We start from the raw sequence: 17004 nt of genomic DNA, 5'->3' as shown, positions 1-17004 counted from the left end.
ATGGCTCAAGATTGAGCCATTTTTTTCTTTTCAATTTTTTCATTTCTGCCAAAGGACTTGAACCCTAGCTCCGGCGAATAACCCACCGAATTTTTGGAATAATATCCTTTTTCATTGTAAGGACGCTTTCGCGGATGGTCTTTACAAGCTGTAGAACAAGCGCCCTCCATTTCTTTCAAGCAACTCGGACAAATAGCCAAATGCTCATTGCATTCAGGATTTGCACAGTTAACCATGTGATCAGATGATTCCTGACAAACAAAACAAGTGGAGATAACCTCCGGATTAACTGAATTAACTTGTGTGGCCACCCGGTTGTCAAATACGTAACAAGAACCATCAAAGTCTTCACCACCTTCCTCTAGACCATATTTAATTATCCCACCGTGCAATTGGTACACATTCTCAAACCCTTTTTCCAATAAATAAGCTGAAGCTTTTTCACACTTAATACCACCTGTACAATATGTAATTACCTTTTTCCCTTTCAAATGTTCAATCTCTTGCACATGATCTGGCAAATCACGCAAATTCTCCATGTCAAAGGTATACGCACCTTTAAATCGTCCCAATTCATGCTCGTAGTTTGAACGCATATCTACCAAGACAACATCGGGATCGTTTTTCAACATCTCCTTAAATTCCTTCGGTTTAAGATGTTTACCAGTCTTAATGCGTGGATTCACTGGTAAGTCGGAATGAACAATCTCTGCTTTAACACGCACATGAAGCTTGTTAAACGTATGTATATCGTGAGATTCAATTTTGAAATCAAAATCAGTACCGGCAAAAATTGGGTCATTTTCTAACCAACGCATGTAGGCGTCACAATCTGATTTTAGACCTGAAATCGTACCATTTAATCCTTCAGCTGCGACAATGACACGGCCGAGCAGATTATTTTCGATACAAAAAAGGTGGTGTTTGATGCGATACTCCTCCGGATTGGGAATAGGAGTATAGTTATAGTAAAGTAACACACTGTAAGGCTTCATCTTCAACATGATTTACAGATTAAACAAAAAATTTCGTGACGATGGGGAGATTCGAACTCCCATACCTAAAGCGGCACTACCACCTCAAAGTAGCGTGTCTACCAATTTCACCACATCGCCAAAAACGGTTAGCAAAATTACCAAATATTTACTTACTTGCCAACAATTCAAAAATTCAAATAATTCAATTAATGGCTTTAGAACTAAGCGGAAAACTAATCAAGAAATTACCTGAAGTTACAGGAACAGGTAAAAATGGTTCCAACTGGATCAAACAAGAGTTTGTCCTTGAAACACAAGATCAATATCCTAAAAAAGTTTGTATGTCGGTGTGGGGAGACAAAACCCAAGATCTAGCACCCGTACAAGAAGGAGAAATCGTTAAGGTTCAATTTAATGTTGAATCCCGCGAATATAACGAACGTTGGTACACTGAAATCCGTGCTTATCGTCTAGATCGCACAGGTTCAAGCCCAAGCGTTCCACCAAATGTAGAAGCTAGTCCAGCAGGCGGATATCAATTCCCTCCATTGGCTGCTGAAAGTGGTGACGATTTGCCTTTTTAAGTACAACTGATATTTTAAAGACTAATGCCTAAGGGGTACAACCTTGGGCATTTCTTTTTTTGATCAGACAACTGTTTCTACTTCACGTGCATCTTGCTGGTCGATTTTTACATTTAGTTCAACTGCATGAGATTTCTTTTTTTACTCGTACTAAGTAGCTTTTCGGCTTTTGGCCAAAATTCATTACACCTTCATCTTCAAGATACCAACAAAGAATCGCTTCCTTTTGCGACGATTCTATTAAAAAAAACCTCCGATTCAAGCTTAGTCAAAGGAATGAATACGGATGAAAATGGCGATTTGCGTGTGAGCAAACTACCAGTAGGAAAGTTTACCCTGACGATTCAGTCCACCGGATTAAAATCAATCAAATTAGACCTAGAAGAAATTTCGGCCGATAGCAAAATCGAATTAGGCATCATTACCTTAAGTCCGCTGAGCACTGAATTAGCGGAGGTTAAAGTCACAGCGACCAAACCATTCATTGAAAGGAAATTAGATAAGACAATTGTCAATGTGGAGAACTCCGCCATGGCTGCAGGAAATACTACCATGGAACTATTAGAACGTTCCCCAGGGGTGATTGTAGATAAAGATGGGAACATTTCACTACGCGGAAAATCAGGAGCCAAAGTGATGATTGATGGTAAAATTTCATATTTAACAGGAGCTGATTTAGCGAATTATCTTAAGAATTTACCCGCAGACCAAATATCACAATTAGAGATTATGGCCAATCCCTCCTCAAGTTATGATGCAGCGGGAACTGGAGGAATCATTAACATTAAGTTAAAGAAGAATTCAAACATCGGCCTGAATGGCTCCGCCAATGCAACCTTTGCTCAAGGTATATACGCCCGTGAGAGTGCAGGAGTAAATCTTAACTACCGGAAAAATGGCTGGAACTGGTTTGGGAATGGTTCTGTAGTGAATCGCACCCTGTTAGAAAGAAATAACTTAGTTCGAAATTTTAGGGCGCAAAATGAAGTTTGGGAAAATAGCTTTGCCTACAAAAACGAGAATCAAAGTACTCAACTCAAAGGTGGGGTTGACTGGTATTTCTCCAAAAAAACTACATTGGGCATCTTGGTTTCAGGCAATTTCAATCAATATACCTTACGGGATGGCTTGAATAAAACCACGCAAAATACGACAGCAGGCGATGCCCTTTTCCGTTTGAACACGATCAATAATGTAGGCAATCCCAGTCAGAATTATGCTGCTAATTTCAATGTAAAACATACGTATGATAGCACAGGAAGGGAATTGACGATTGACTTGGATTATGCGCGCTTTGCCGACAATAGTACATCGAATCTAAAATCTCAGTTTTTAACAGGTAATTTCAAACCTCTGCGTGTCGATTCTTTGTTGATTAATGATGCTAAATCATTCGTGGACCAATACTCTTTTAAACTAGATTACGTCATTCCATCATTCTTAAAATCTAAATGGGGAACTGGACTTAAATCTTCCTACGTACAAACGGATAACGATTTACGCTTTCAAGGAAAAAATGAAGGTGACGCACAGTTTAAGTTTTTAACAGGCCAAAGCAATCAATTCATTTACCGAGAGCAAATTCATGCAGCCTACCTAAATACGGAACGGGCTATCGGAAAATTTAGTTATCAGTTTGGCTTACGCGGTGAATGGACCGTAGCAGATGGCATTTCGGAAGCGTATACGTCAAACGTGAAAGATTCAACGTTCCATCGAGATTATGCACAGCTATTCCCTAGTGCATTTATTCAATATGACTATTCCCCCAAACATAGTTTTGGATTTAACTATTCTCGCCGCATCGACCGCCCCAATTATGGGGACCTAAATCCATTCGTATTCTTTCTAGATAATTACACGTTTAAAGTGGGTAATCCCATGCTGACGCCACAGCTCACAAATTCGATTGAATTAAGCCATACATTTTTAGGCGCTTTCAGCACGACATTCGGCTATAGCCATACGACAAACGTCATCACTGAAATATTAAAACAGGATACGGAAGCACGAATATCCTATCAAACCACGGCTAATATGGCTGAAAGGACGAATTATAGCTTAGGGTTTTCATTACCTATACCGATTAAGAAATGGTGGACGAGCAATACAGATATCTATTTCAATCGGGCAGAGCTAGAAGGTAAAGTTGAAAATGCAGCTTTAAGTCCGGCAAGAAACATGTTCTACATCAATACGAATCATATTTTCACATTACCAAAAGATTACCGATTTGAAATTGGCGGAAATTATTTCACGGGAGGTTTGGAAAGTGCCTTTATTTTTGGAGCAGGAGGAGCGCTTAATTTAGGTATTCAAAAAACAATGCTCAACAAACGAGGTGTTTTGCGTTTAAACGCACAAGACGTACTATTTACCTCGAATCCAAATGTATATATCAAATACGGCGACTTAGATATCGTCGTTCGACCACGTCAAGATTCGCGTGTCGTTCGTTTGAATTTCACTTACAGGTTTGGAAATATGGCCATAAAAGGAGCGAGGGTACGAGCCACCGGATTAGATGCCGAAAAATCTAGAGTAAAAACAAAATAGTATTTACTCCAAATAACCGAATTTCCCCTTTTCAAAATCCTCAAAAGCTTGCATAATTTCTTGTCGGCTATTCATCACAAACGGCCCATGTGCGGCGATCGGTTCACGAATCGGTTCGCCGCTAAGAATCAAAACCACAGATTCTTCAGTTGCCTCAATCTCAAATTGAGTTCCATCGGTATCAAACAAAACGAAATGATTTTCTGGGGCTAACTCAACACCATTCACTCGGATTTCTCCGTCGATGACCACTAAAGCCGTATTATATTCAGCAGGAAAATCAAAACTTGCTTTTCCTCCAGGACTCAATTTGGCATTCAACAAATTAACTGGTGTAAAGGTACTAGCTGCGCCTTGCGCAGTTTTATAAGAACCAGCTATCACTTCCACCTCGCCTAAATGAACAGGAACACGCGGAATCTGTTGGTTTTCGATGGCTTGGTACTTAGGTGCCGACATCTTATCCTTCGCCGGTAAATTAACCCAAAGCTGAACCATCTGAAAATCACCACCTGATTTACTAAATTCTTCTTCGTGGTATTCTTTATGCAATACACCTGAAGCGGCAGTCATCCATTGTACATCGCCTTCGCTAATAATACCTCCGCCACCTGCACTGTCATGATGCGCCACACGCCCTTTGTAAGCAATGGTTACCGTTTCAAATCCACGATGTGGATGTACACCTACGCCGCGCGGTGTATCTGAAGGATCGAAATGAAATTTGGCACCGTAATCCATCATGATAAATGGACTCATGCGCTGCATGTCTAAGCCTTGTCTACTTGGGATAAAATTATGCACCCGAAATCCATCACCTACAAAATGAGGTGGTCCAGGAGGGTAAATGGCTTGAATCGACTTGGTGGACATATTACAATGTTAAGGACATGGCTTGATGAACAATATCTGCTTCTATAAAAGTTTTGCCATAGGGTTCAAACCCCAAAGAAGCGTAAAGCGGCATGACGGTTTGTTGGGCATGCAAATAAAAATAATTTACCTCGGGATATGCCATTTGGGCCTCCTGAATTAAAAAACGCACTATTTCCGAGGCATACCCCTTACCGCGATACGGTGCCAAAGTGGCAATACGTTCAATCTTAATGCCTTTTTCTTTTTTGCGATAACGACCTGTGGCAACAGGTTGACCATCAACCCAATACAAATAATGAATCGCTACTGCGTCCAATTCATCAAATTCTTCTTTCGGTAAGCACTTTTGTTCCACAACGAAAACCTCCGTTCGAATCGCAAAAACAAGATCGATATCAGCAGGGGATAAGGCCTGCGTAATTTTATTTATCCTGCTTTCCATACGCTTCAATGATCTTGCGAACTAAGCGGTGACGCACAACGTCTGAGCCATCTAATTCAACAAATGAAATACCATGTATACCGGATAAAATACGTTCCGCTTCACCTAAACCGGACGTTTGATTCTTGGGTAAATCCACTTGCGATTTATCACCTGTAATGATTGTTTTTGACTGAATACCCATACGCGTCAAGAACATCTTCATTTGCATCGACGTGGTATTTTGTGCCTCATCTAGCAAAATAAAAGCTTTATTGAGGGTTCGACCACGCATATAGGCCAAAGGTGCAATTTCAATGGTCCGATTTTCCAAATAGAATTTCAACTTCTCCGCCGGGATCATATCGTCCAAGGCATCATAGATGGGACGTAAATAGGGATCGATTTTTTCCTTCAAATCACCCGGTAAAAAACCTAAATTTTCTCCAGCTTCTACCGCGGGACGCGTAATGATGATTTTTTTAACTTCTTTATTTTTCAATGCTTTGACAGCCAAAGCCACCGCTGTATAGGTTTTTCCTGTTCCAGCAGGTCCGATGGCAAAAACGATATCGTTTTCAATAGCAGCGTCTACGAGTTTCCGTTGGTTAGGCGTTTTGGCTTTAATCACAATCCCTTTGTTACCAAAAAGCAACACATCTTTATCCTCGACCCAAGGGGTAACGGTTTCTTCACCCGTTGGATTTAATACCGAATCAATGTAGGCCTTCATGTGAATTGCCGTAAACGTACTGTGTTTATTCAGGTGCTGAATGCATTGATTAACGATTGCTTCGACTAAGGCAATTTGATCATCTGAACCTCGAATGGTTAACTGATCTCCGCGAGAGATGATTTTCGTTTGTGGAAATGCGTCCACGAGTAATTGAAAATGTGCATTGGAAACTCCAAGAAACTCGATCAGGGAGATTTCGGACAAGGATATATTTTTCTCGATCAACTAGTTATGATTATGGCATGAATGAAAGTACTAAAATAGGGAAATCTTGAAATTTTATCCGATGATTTACATGTTAATTTTATATAAAATTTGTAAAATTGTAGTCTATGGATTCGAATACCCCCGCACAAATTTTCAATAAAGGACGACAAGGCTCTGGCAATGTTCGTTCAAATGCTCCGCAGCGCTTAAGTGATCTGGGATTAGGTAAATTACCACCCCAAGCGGTTGATTTGGAAGAAGCATTATTGGGTGCGTTGATGTTGGAAAAAGAACCATTGGCCAATGTCATTGAGTTACTTAAGCCAGATAGTTTTTACAAAGAATCGAATCAAAAGATATTCGGAGCCGTTCAGGCTTTGTTTCAAGCTTCGCAGCCGGTTGACTTGTTAACGGTCAACAACTACCTTAAAAGTACAGGAGATCTAGAAAAAGCGGGTGGTACCAGTTATTTGGCACAATTAACGTCACGTGTTAGTTCCACATCTAATGTTGAATTCCACGCGCGTATCATCATTGAGCAATACATTAAGCGTCAGTTAATTCAAATCTCTTCCGAAATCCAGCGATTATCTTACGAGGATACGACGGATGTGTTCCACATTTTAGATAAAATGGAACAAGAGCTTTTTACCATTGCGGAATCGAACATTCGTAAGAATTACGAGAGTATGTCCGACATCCTAAAGAAGGCTGTAGAGGAACTTGAGAAGAAGCAATTACAAAAAAGTGGCTTAACGGGGGTTCCATCTGGATTTACAGATTTGGATCGTTTGACTTCTGGCTGGCAAAAACAAGAATTAATTATCATCGCCGCGCGTCCAGGTATGGGTAAAACCGCCTTTGTCGTTTCGGCTTGTCGGAACGCTGCCGTTGATCATGGCCAAGCAGTTGCGCTATTCTCACTTGAGATGAGTGCGGTGCAATTGGTCAATCGTATTATATCCGCTGAAGCTGAAATTGAGGCAGAAAAAATTCGTCGGGGTAAATTAGAACCGCATGAATGGCAACAACTTCACACGAAGATCAAAGGCCTTTTTGAAGCCCCGATATTCGTTGATGATACGCCAGCCTTATCTATTTTGGAATTACGTGCCAAGTGTAGACGTTTAAAAGCCCAAAAAGACATTCAATTAATTGTCATCGATTACTTGCAGTTGATGACTGGTGATTCCTCTGGTAAAGGTGCCTCTGGAAACCGTGAACAAGAAATTGCACAGATTTCACGTGCATTGAAGCAATTAGCCAAAGAACTCGACGTTCCCGTAATTGCACTTTCACAGTTGAACCGTTCTACGGAAACGCGTGGAGGTAACAAGAAACCACAACTTTCTGACCTTCGTGAATCTGGAGCCATTGAGCAAGATGCCGATCAGGTTATGTTTATCTACCGTCCGGAATATTACGGCATCACAGCGGATGACCAAGGAAATTCCTTGGCTGGCATGGGAGAGATCATTATGGCCAAAAACCGTTCCGGTTCACTCGACAGTGTTTGGTTGAAATTCATCGGTAAATTCACGAAATATTGTGATTTAGACTTCCAGCCATTTGGTGGCGGTGAAGGAGGAGAGAACTTCAATTTAAGTGCGCTTGGCGATCAAACGTCGACCTTCGAACAAGGAAATTCTGATGCTGTCTTTAAAGGTAGTAAAATGAATTTACCACCAGAGGATTTTGATCCGTTGAATAGCCCATTTTAGAGGTGAGAGTTAAGAAGTAAGAAGTGAGAGTAGTTGTTACTTCTTACCTCTTACTTCTTACTTCTTACCTCTTACCTCTTACTTCTTAACTTTAACCTCACAATATTCTCCACATGATGTGTCTGTGGAAACATATCCACCGGATGTACCACATCTACTTCGTAAGCAACATCCAATAATGCCAAATCGCGCGCCTGCGTAGCCGGATTACAACTTACGTAAATAATCGTGTGAGGTTGTACCTCTAAAATCTGATTCACCACATCTAAATCCATACCCGCACGCGGAGGATCTGTAATTATGACATCTGGATTCCCATGAATCGCAATAAATTCACGCGTTAGTACCTTCTTCATGTCACCCGCAAAGAAGGTGGCATTCGTAATTCCATTCAAAGAAGCGTTGATTTTCGCGTCTTCGACGGCCATGTCGACATACTCGAGGCCAACAACCTTAGCTGCGTGTTTAGCGAGAAATAAACCAATCGTTCCAGTTCCCGTATACAAATCATAAACAACTTCATTACCCGTCAGGCCAGCGTACTCCCGGACTAATTGGTATAAATGAAGCGCTTGTTTAGCATTCGTTTGGAAGAACGATTTCGGACCGATTTGAAATTTCAAATCCTCCATTACTTCCAACATAAATGGTTTCCCATCATAACAAACCACCTCTAAATCATGGAACGTATCATTTCCTTTCTGATTGATAACATAATTCAATGAGGTGATCATGGGGAATGCCGACTTCAAATAGTTCATCACTAAATGAATCTCATCTTCAGTGGCATAAGCAAATTGCACCGTTACCATCAATTCGTCCGTCAGCGTATTGCGAATAATTAGGTTACGTAATGCACCTTCTTTTTGCATCTTCAACTCATAGAAAGAAATTCCATTCGCTTGAGCAAAATCACGCACACCATTCCGAATGGCATTGGATGGGTCTGGCTGTAGATAACAATGATCCACCGGTAAAATTTTATCGAAACGTCCTGGTACGTGAAAACCTAAGGCATTCATCGATCCCAAATCTTCTTTTCCTATTTCATCTTCCGTGAGCCAACGGGCCGAAGAAAAGGTAAATTCTAACTTATTCCGGTAATAATATTCCTCCGAGCTACCCAAAATAGGCTGAAATTCAGGCAATTTAACTTTAGCGATTCGAGTCAAATTATCTCGTACTTGACGTTCTTTAAAGGCAATTTGAGACGCATAGGAAACATGCTGCCACTTACAACCTCCACAAATTCCAAAATGTGCACAGGCAACTTCTGTCCGATGTTCGGATAAAGGTTGAATGTTAATGGCCTGCGCTTGCTTGAAACTCTTTTTTGATTTTAAAATGCGTAAATCCGCTATGTCGCCAGGGGCCACAGGACCCTGAACAAAAATGACTTCATCATTCACTTTGGCAATGCATTTAGCCTCTGCAGCAAAATCTAAAATAGCTATTTGCTCCAAAACCACCGGCACTTTCTTTTCCTTCTTCTTACTCATCTTTTGTAAATATGTGCAAAAATAAGGCTTTAAATGGTCAAGCCAACCAATTCCAGATAAAACCTTAACTTCGCATCGAAATAATCAGGTATGAAAAATAAGGTTGTCATCATCACAGGCGCTTCATCAGGAATTGGAAAAGCATTGGCTTTTGAATTTGGAAACCAAGGCGCCAAAATTGTTATTACCGGCCGCAATGAAGCTAATTTGCTACATGCCGCAGAAGAACTTCGTCATGCACACATTGAAGTAACATTAATCGTATGCGACAGTAGCTCGGAGGAGCAGACCAAAGCCATGATCCAACAAACCATTCAGACGTATGGACAGATCGATTTGCTAATCAATAATGCGGGTATATCGATGCGGTCTATGTTTGAAACGGTCAACTTGAACGTCTTGAAACAAGTGATGGACATTAATTTTTGGGGTACTGTGTATGCGTGTCACGCTGCTTTACCTTATTTAAAACAAACCAAGGGTGGAATCATCGGAATTTCATCCATTGCAGGATACCGAGGTTTACCGGTCAGAACTGGATATTCAGCCTCAAAATTTGCGATGAATGGCTTTCTCGAGGCATTACGCACTGAATTATTAGACACAGGTGTTCACGTATTAACTGCATGCCCTGGATTTACGGCTTCCAATATCCGAAGCGCATCGTTAGTTGGCGATGGTTCCCTCGCCGGAAGTTCCATGCGCGAAGAAGGCAAAATGATGTCGGCAGAAGAGGTCGCTCACGCGATCCGAAAAGCGTATCAAGCGCGCAAAAAAACATTGGTATTAACGTTCCAAGGTAAGCTTACAGTATTCTTAAATAAATGGATGAACGGCTGGCTAGACCGCATGGTCTACAATACCTTAAAAAAGGAGAAAGATAGTCCCTTAACATAAAAAGCCCTGCCAGATAAAATCTAGCAGGAGCTTACACCCATTAACTTACCACTCTATTAATATCAGTTGGCTAGGTAAAATAGCTAATTTCTTTAGGACTTAAATTCCGAATAAATGCCTCTTGCATTGATTCCAAATAAGGAATCGCGTATTCGAATTCCTGTATTAACTCCATAAAATAAGCCCGTTCAAAAACTAAAAACTCGGACAATTCAGTCGTCATGGCTGTACAGACATAACGTCCTTCGCTAAAAGCTTCGTCCAATCCAATGAAAACGTTTCGCTGGCTAATCGTTAATTTCTTGTCTTTCTCAGGCCATTGCATTTCCATGGAACCCCGATTTAAGTAAAAGACAAACTCCGCTTTTTGACCTTGTCGGAACAAAAACTCCGCTGGCAGATAATTGATCAAAATACCACTGGCGAGTATTTTCCGTTCCGTATCAATTAAAAGATCCTTTGTTATTTCCATTGCTGAACAAAAGTAGACGCATTCATTCAAGTGATTCATGATAATCATCAGTTTCCCATGTGCGATTTGTCACAAATTGCCTTCGAAAAAGCATTCATTTTTGTGTAAAATTTGGTGATATGTACGCAAGTGAAGTAGAAGAAATAGCCACCCTTACAGAAGAAACCTGTTTTCATTGCCATGAAATCTGTCCAGATGATATCATCCACTACGACGAAAAAGCGTTCTGCTGCCATGGATGTAAGCAGGTATATCAACTACTGAACGACAACGCGCTAGCGGAATATTATGTCTGTGATGTAAATCCAGGAAAAGCACCTTCGGCACAAAATTTTGAATTCCTCAACAATCCGCATTTTAACGATAAACTTATCAGTTTTTCAAGTCAAGGCGTTTCGAAAGTCAATTTTCATTTACCTGCCATACACTGCCGATCCTGCTTGTATTTACTTGAAAATCTTCAAAAATTAAATTCAGGAATCGTCAAAACAACCTTGAATTTTGGCAAAAAAGATCTGACAGTTTGGTTTCAAGAAGACCAGATTAACTTAGGTCAAATAGCCACTTTACTCGCTAGTTTAGGCTATGAACCCTTAATATCGTCAGATGAAGTTTCAACAGAAAAGCGAGAACAAGTAAATCATCAAACTCAGTTATTTATCAAATTAGGGATTGCTGGTTTTTGCGCAGGCAATGCCATGTTATTTAGTTTCCCTGAATATTTAGGCATCGAAGATGGATCACTCAAACAGCTCTTCGGGTATCTAAATATTGCATTAGGCAGTTTGGCTGTCTTTTACTCCGGATCAGATTATTTCAAAAACGTATGGGCCCATCTGAAACTGGGAAAAATGACGATTGAATTACCAATTTTAATCGGTATTCTCGTTGGCTACAGCCGCAGCGTTTACGAGGTATTTTCGCAAACGGGAGCTGGGTACATAGATTCGGTGTCGGGACTAATTTTCTTTTTGTTGATAGGGAAGTGGTTCCAACAAAAATCCTTCGATTTCCTATCATTTGAGCGTAATTACAAGTCATATTTCCCTTTGGTGATAAGCAAATTGGAAGGTGGAAAAGAAGTGAATTATCCGCTTAATGAAATCAAAATAGGTGATCGCTTAATCATACGCAATCAAGAAATCATTCCAGCTGATGCGGTACTTATTTCGGGTTCTAGCCAATTGGATTACAGTTTTGTCACAGGGGAGAGTGAAATGGTGCGAATTAATGCAGGGAATTCGATGTATGCTGGCGGCCGACATACCGGTGAGCGTATCGAAATTGAAATCAAAAAAGAGCTCAAGCAGAGTCATTTGACCCAATTATGGGAGCAGCAGGCCTTTAAAGATCCCTTACATAAAACTGAGAATTGGGAAAATTTTGCGAATCAAGTTGGCGTGTATTTTACAGTAGGCCTCCTTAGTCTAGCCATCCTCGTAGGCAGTTACTGGCTCTATACCGATCCAAGCCGGTGGTCCAATGCCGTCGTCAGCATTTTAGTTATTGGCTGCCCATGTGCATTAGCCATCTCATATCCATTTGCACTTGGTCATGGGATTCGTTGGCTTGCAAAAAGTAATTTTTTCATCAAGGACATCCAGGCCTTTGAGCGCATGGCTCAGGTAGATACCATTGTATTGGACAAAACGGGCACATTAACGTTACCGAGTACCCTAGAACCCATCGCAAAACTAACGAGGGAATTAAGCTCATCAGAATGGAGTGCACTTTATTCGTTGGCCTTACAATCCACCCATCCCATGTCGCGTCAATTCGTACGCTATGTGCCTGAAAAACAGCTAATTGTACCGTTAGAAAAATTTACTGAAAAAACGGGCAAAGGACTTGAAGCTGTCATTGAAGGAGTCGAATATCGTCTAGGAAATGCCAAATACACCGGACACAACGTACCTAAAGACAACGACTACATCCGGTCGGAATCGCAATTATATATTCAAATTGAAGGGATCTCTGTAGGATTTATTGAATTTCCCTGGGTTTATCGAGCTGGCATTGAAGTAATGATTCATCAGTTACAAGCCAAATACCAGGTGTTTTTGTTATCAGGAGATAAACAGGCCCATGCAGGAAGCATTTTGGACTGGTTTCCGGATCCGAGTACCTATCAATTTGAATGTAGCCCGATGGATAAAATGAACTTTATTCAATCCCTTCAAGAACAAGGGCATCGCGTGGCCATGATTGGTGACGGCTTAAATGATGCGGGAGCTTTAAGGCAAGCGCATGTAGGAATTGCAATTTCAGATGATCATCTACATTTCACGCCTGCGAGTGATGCGATTTTAAAAGGGGAGCAACTAGCTCAATTACCGAAATATTTAGCCTTCTCCGAGTTTGGCCTAAAATTGATCAAACTGAGTTTCCTTTTGTCCTTGGTCTATAATGCCATCGGATTAAGCTATGCAGTGCAAGGAAATCTATCACCTCTCATTGCAGCCGTTTTGATGCCTATAAATTCAATTAGTATGTTACTCATTGCGAATCTGGGCATGAGTTGGAAAGGACATGCACTAAAATCATAAAATGAATGACCAAAATTGACAGAAGTCATGTTTTTGCCGAGTGATAAACTTGAATTTTGGAATAAATAAACACCCATACCTATGGAAATCATATACGTAATGATCGCATTGAGTTTACTGATGGCCGTGGGCTTTTTATTAGCGTTTGTTTGGTCGGTTAAAAATGGCCAACAAGACGATTTGATTACACCAGCCATGCGCATATTAACAGAAGAAAAAACAAATAAACCTTTATGAGCACAAAGTCTACCACGCTAGAGCAATTCGCTTATGACAATACGATTGTTCGAAATTTCGCTATTGCGACAATCATCTGGGGAGTCGTAGGTATGCTGGTTGGCGTTATCATTGCCACCCAACTTTTCGAACCGATGGCGAATTTTACTCAATATGGAACTTTTGGACGTATTCGTCCGCTTCACACGAATGCGGTGATTTTTGCCTTTGTGGGGAATGCCATATTTGCAGGCGTTTATTACTCGCTTCAGCGCTTGTTGAAAGCCCGCATGTTTAGTGATATTTTATCTAGCTTCCATTTCTGGGGCTGGCAAAGCATCATTGTTGCTGCAGCCATCACACTACCTTTAGGGATTACCACGTCGCATGAATATGCAGAATTAGAATGGCCAATCGACATAGCCATAACCTTGGTTTGGGTGGCGTTTGGTGTGAATATGTTTGGTACCATATTTAAAAGACGTGAACGCCATTTGTATGTAGCGATTTGGTTTTACATCGCCACGTTTATCACGGTAGCCGTGTTGCATGTAACCAATTCCGTGCAATTACCTATTTCATTATTCAAATCCTATTATGTATATGCCGGCGTTCAAGATGCCCTAGTTCAGTGGTGGTACGGTCATAATGCGGTCGCATTTTTCTTAACGACTCCTTTCCTGGGATTAATGTATTACTTCCTGCCAAAGATGGCGAATCGTCCAGTGTACTCATACCGATTATCCATCTTGCACTTTTGGGCTTTAATTTTCATTTACATCTGGGCAGGCCCTCACCATTTATTATACTCCAGTTTACCGGATTGGGCACAATCACTAGGTGTTGTATTTTCAATCATGTTGATCGCTCCATCGTGGGGTGGGATGATTAATGGTTTATTAACCTTGCGTGGAGCTTGGGATCAGGTTCGTGAAAATACGATTTTGAAATTCATGGTAGTTGGCATTACCTGCTATGGTATGGCCACATTTGAGGGGCCCATGTTGAGTTTGAAAAATATCAATGCCATTGCGCACTTCACCGACTGGATTGTAGCGCATGTACATGTGGGAGCTTTAGGATGGAATGGTTTCTTAACGTTTGCGATGTTGTATTGGCTAGTACCACGCATTTTCCAAACAACCTTATTCTCTGAGAAATTAGTAAAAATACACTTCTGGATTGGGACGATTGGCATTGCATTTTATGCCATCCCGATGTACATCTCGGGATTTACGCAAGGTATGATGTGGAAGCAATTTACGGCAGAGGGGACTTTGCAGTATGGCAACTTCCTAGATACGACCTTGCAATTATTACCGATGCACATGATGCGTTCCATCGGAGGAACGCTCTATTTGATTGGTGCCATCTTAATGGCCTACAATTTATTCAAAACAATGGCTCAGGGAACTTTATTGGCCAATGAGGCAGCTGAAGCCGCACCCTTAGCGGTAACCGAAGAAGCTGAAAAAGGGGAACATTGGCACCGCTGGATCGAACGTAAACCAATCCAGTTGTTGGCCGGCTCCCTCATCATGATTTTGGTCGGTTCACTCGTTGAATTAATTCCGACGTTTATGGTCAAATCGAATGTACCTACCATAGAGGCAGTGAAACCATACACTTCGTTAGAATTAGAAGGACGCGATATTTACATTCGTGAAGGATGTGTCAATTGCCATTCGCAATTAGTACGTCCTTTCCGTAGTGAAACGGAACGCTATGGGGAATTCTCCAAATCAGGGGAATTCGTATATGACCATCCATTCTTGTGGGGATCGAAACGTACAGGTCCAGATTTGCATCGTGAAGGAGGTAAATATCCAGATTCATGGCATTATCACCATATGCGTGATCCGCAATCGATGTCTCCTGGATCAATCATGCCTGCGTATGATTGGCTTTATGAGCAAACATTAAATACAGATCTAACGCAAGAAAAATTAACAGCCATGAAAAAAATGGGTGTTCCATATTCTGATGCGGAAATTTCACATGCCGTGGCAGATTTGAAAATACAATCAAAAGTAATTCAAGAGCGATTGGCAGAGGAGAAAATCAAGGTATCGGCCAACAAAGAGATTATCGCTTTGATAGCCTATCTCCAAAGACTTGGTACAGACATCTCTAAAAAATAAAGCTATGTTCAAACAATTCATATCGAATATTCCTGGAGCTGATTCCTACATGATCTTCTCATTAATCACATTTATGGTCTTTTTCACGGCTGTGGGCATATATATGTTCTTGATAGATCGCAAACATATTGAGGAGATGAAACAATTACCCTTTGAAAAGGAAAAATAAAACGACGTATGATGACATTCAACTTTATCGAAATTTGGCTAGTTAGTTTAATCTTGTTGACAGGACTTGTCATCTTGATTGTGACACTACAGTTAAATGCGGCATTAAAAAAATTAGTCAAATCCCCGAATCAAACTGAAGAGGAAACCTTGACTTGGTGGCAAAAATTTACAGGACTCAAGCCACTAGAAGAGGAGCGAAATTTAATGATGGAGCATACCTATGATGGGATTGAAGAGTTGGATAATCCGACTCCACCCTGGTTTATGTATTTGTTCTATTCCACCATCATTTTCGGAGTTGTTTATGGATTTTATTATCATGTTTATGCTACAGACAATCTACAGGAAAACGAATACAAAACGGAAGTTGCACTAGCGGAAAAAGCACGAGAAGCTTACATGAAAAAATTCGCAAATTCAGTCAATGAAGACAATGTAACTGTGACTAATGTTGCCAAAGATTTAACAGAAGGAAAAACTATTTATACAACAAATTGCGTAGCTTGTCACGGAGATAAGGGCCAGGGAGGCGTAGGACCCAATTTAACGGATAAATTCTGGATTCATGGCGGAGGGATCAAAGACCTCTTCAAAACCATTACACATGGTATTCCGGAAAAAGGCATGATTGCTTGGGAAAAAACGTTAAATCCGATTCAAATCCAACAGGTCTCATCTTATGTATTAACCTTACAGGGAACCAACCCACCGGGGGCTAAGGAGCCTCAAGGTGAAGAATTTAAACCTTAAAAAAACTTAAAATCATGAGAAAGAACGTTGGAAAAATGGACCGCGTCGTACGCATTGCATTAGCAGTTGTGTTAATTATTTTGGCTTACGCTAAAATTATACCTGCAAACTTAACGATAGCTACGTATGTTGTTGCCGCTATCATTGCCATAACTGGCTTTGTAAGAATTTGCCCCTTATACAAAATGCTTCACAAAAGTACCGTCAGGGAAGAACCTCCACAGTTTAATTAAC

16 protein-coding genes and 1 tRNA gene are annotated in these 17004 nt (G+C 40.8%); 10 read left to right on the top strand and 7 right to left on the bottom strand.

Features of this window, described 5'->3' with window-relative positions:
- Positions 1-5: 5 nt before the first annotated feature.
- Positions 6-995, bottom strand: a complete 990-nt coding sequence (gene trhO / locus U0R10_RS03355) for an oxygen-dependent tRNA uridine(34) hydroxylase TrhO (protein WP_377983006.1) — start codon at positions 993-995, stop codon at positions 6-8.
- Between the two features lie 36 nt (positions 996-1031).
- A tRNA-Leu gene (locus U0R10_RS03350) sits at positions 1032-1115 on the bottom strand.
- 71 nt (positions 1116-1186) lie between these two features.
- Here U0R10_RS03350 and U0R10_RS03345 point away from each other — a divergent pair.
- Together U0R10_RS03345 and U0R10_RS03340 are read left to right on the top strand one after the other, a co-directional pair.
- Positions 1187-1561: a DUF3127 domain-containing protein gene (locus U0R10_RS03345; RefSeq protein WP_377982465.1), complete on the top strand. Its 375-nt coding sequence runs from the start codon at positions 1187-1189 to the stop codon at positions 1559-1561.
- 126 nt (positions 1562-1687) lie between these two features.
- Complete coding sequence (locus U0R10_RS03340; protein ID WP_377982463.1) at positions 1688-4117, top strand: TonB-dependent receptor; 2430 nt, start codon at positions 1688-1690, stop codon at positions 4115-4117.
- Between the two features lie 3 nt (positions 4118-4120).
- Here U0R10_RS03340 and U0R10_RS03335 read toward each other — a convergent pair whose 3' ends face one another.
- The 3 genes from U0R10_RS03335 to U0R10_RS03325 are packed head-to-tail and all read right to left on the bottom strand — an operon-like array spanning position 4121 to position 6375.
- Complete coding sequence (locus U0R10_RS03335; protein ID WP_377982461.1) at positions 4121-4990, bottom strand: pirin family protein; 870 nt, start codon at positions 4988-4990, stop codon at positions 4121-4123.
- A 1-nt stretch (position 4991) separates the two neighbouring features.
- Positions 4992-5435, bottom strand: a complete 444-nt coding sequence (locus U0R10_RS03330) for a GNAT family N-acetyltransferase (RefSeq protein ID WP_377982459.1) — start codon at positions 5433-5435, stop codon at positions 4992-4994.
- Positions 5416-6375: a PhoH family protein gene (locus tag U0R10_RS03325; protein WP_377982458.1), complete on the bottom strand. Its 960-nt coding sequence runs from the start codon at positions 6373-6375 to the stop codon at positions 5416-5418. The genes U0R10_RS03330 and U0R10_RS03325 overlap by 20 nt, the downstream gene beginning before the upstream one ends.
- Positions 6376-6482: 107 nt before the next feature.
- On the opposite strand from U0R10_RS03325, the gene dnaB reads away from it, so the two are divergent.
- The gene (gene dnaB, locus U0R10_RS03320; RefSeq protein ID WP_377982456.1) at positions 6483-8078 is read left to right on the top strand and encodes a replicative DNA helicase; all 1596 of its coding nucleotides are present in this window, start codon (positions 6483-6485) and stop codon (positions 8076-8078) included.
- 71 nt (positions 8079-8149) lie between these two features.
- Here the strand turns inward: dnaB and rlmD are convergent, their stop codons facing one another.
- On the bottom strand, positions 8150-9577 hold the full coding sequence (gene rlmD, locus U0R10_RS03315) for a 23S rRNA (uracil(1939)-C(5))-methyltransferase RlmD (RefSeq protein WP_377982454.1): 1428 nt from the start codon (positions 9575-9577) through the stop codon (positions 8150-8152).
- A 90-nt stretch (positions 9578-9667) separates the two neighbouring features.
- Between rlmD and U0R10_RS03310 the strand changes: the two genes are divergently transcribed.
- A complete protein-coding gene (locus tag U0R10_RS03310; RefSeq protein WP_377982453.1) occupies positions 9668-10474 on the top strand; it encodes an SDR family oxidoreductase in 807 nt (268 codons plus the stop codon).
- Positions 10475-10544: 70 nt separating this feature from the next.
- On the opposite strand, the gene U0R10_RS03305 is transcribed toward U0R10_RS03310, so the two are convergent.
- Positions 10545-10946: a cyclic nucleotide-binding domain-containing protein gene (locus U0R10_RS03305; protein WP_377982451.1), complete on the bottom strand. Its 402-nt coding sequence runs from the start codon at positions 10944-10946 to the stop codon at positions 10545-10547.
- A 119-nt stretch (positions 10947-11065) separates the two neighbouring features.
- On the opposite strand from U0R10_RS03305, the gene U0R10_RS03300 reads away from it, so the two are divergent.
- From U0R10_RS03300 to U0R10_RS03275, 6 genes are all read left to right on the top strand, one after another.
- A complete protein-coding gene (locus U0R10_RS03300) occupies positions 11066-13492 on the top strand; it encodes a heavy metal translocating P-type ATPase (RefSeq protein WP_377982449.1) in 2427 nt (808 codons plus the stop codon).
- An 81-nt stretch (positions 13493-13573) separates the two neighbouring features.
- On the top strand, positions 13574-13729 hold the full coding sequence (ccoS, locus tag U0R10_RS03295) for a cbb3-type cytochrome oxidase assembly protein CcoS (RefSeq protein WP_377982448.1): 156 nt from the start codon (positions 13574-13576) through the stop codon (positions 13727-13729).
- Positions 13726-15849 carry a cytochrome-c oxidase, cbb3-type subunit I gene (gene ccoN, locus U0R10_RS03290; protein ID WP_377982446.1) on the top strand — a complete coding sequence of 708 codons (2124 nt, stop codon included), beginning with the start codon at positions 13726-13728 and terminating at the stop codon, positions 15847-15849. Before ccoS ends, ccoN begins: the two co-directional genes overlap by 4 nt.
- 4 nt (positions 15850-15853) lie before the next feature.
- A complete protein-coding gene (locus U0R10_RS03285; protein WP_377982444.1) occupies positions 15854-16018 on the top strand; it encodes a hypothetical protein in 165 nt (54 codons plus the stop codon).
- 8 nt (positions 16019-16026) lie between these two features.
- Positions 16027-16770 (top strand): cbb3-type cytochrome c oxidase N-terminal domain-containing protein, encoded by a 744-nt coding sequence (locus U0R10_RS03280; RefSeq protein WP_377982442.1) that lies wholly within the window; start codon positions 16027-16029, stop codon positions 16768-16770.
- Positions 16771-16784: 14 nt separating this feature from the next.
- A complete protein-coding gene (locus tag U0R10_RS03275; protein WP_377982441.1) occupies positions 16785-17003 on the top strand; it encodes a YgaP family membrane protein in 219 nt (72 codons plus the stop codon).
- The last annotated feature ends 1 nt before the right edge of the window (position 17004 follow it).

Origin of the sequence: Aquirufa avitistagni (genome assembly GCF_042715545.1) — a bacterium.
GTDB lineage: Bacteria > Bacteroidota > Bacteroidia > Cytophagales > Spirosomataceae > Aquirufa > Aquirufa avitistagni.
Note: the sequence above shows the minus strand (reverse complement) of the source record. Positions and strands in the feature narration are given on the sequence as shown.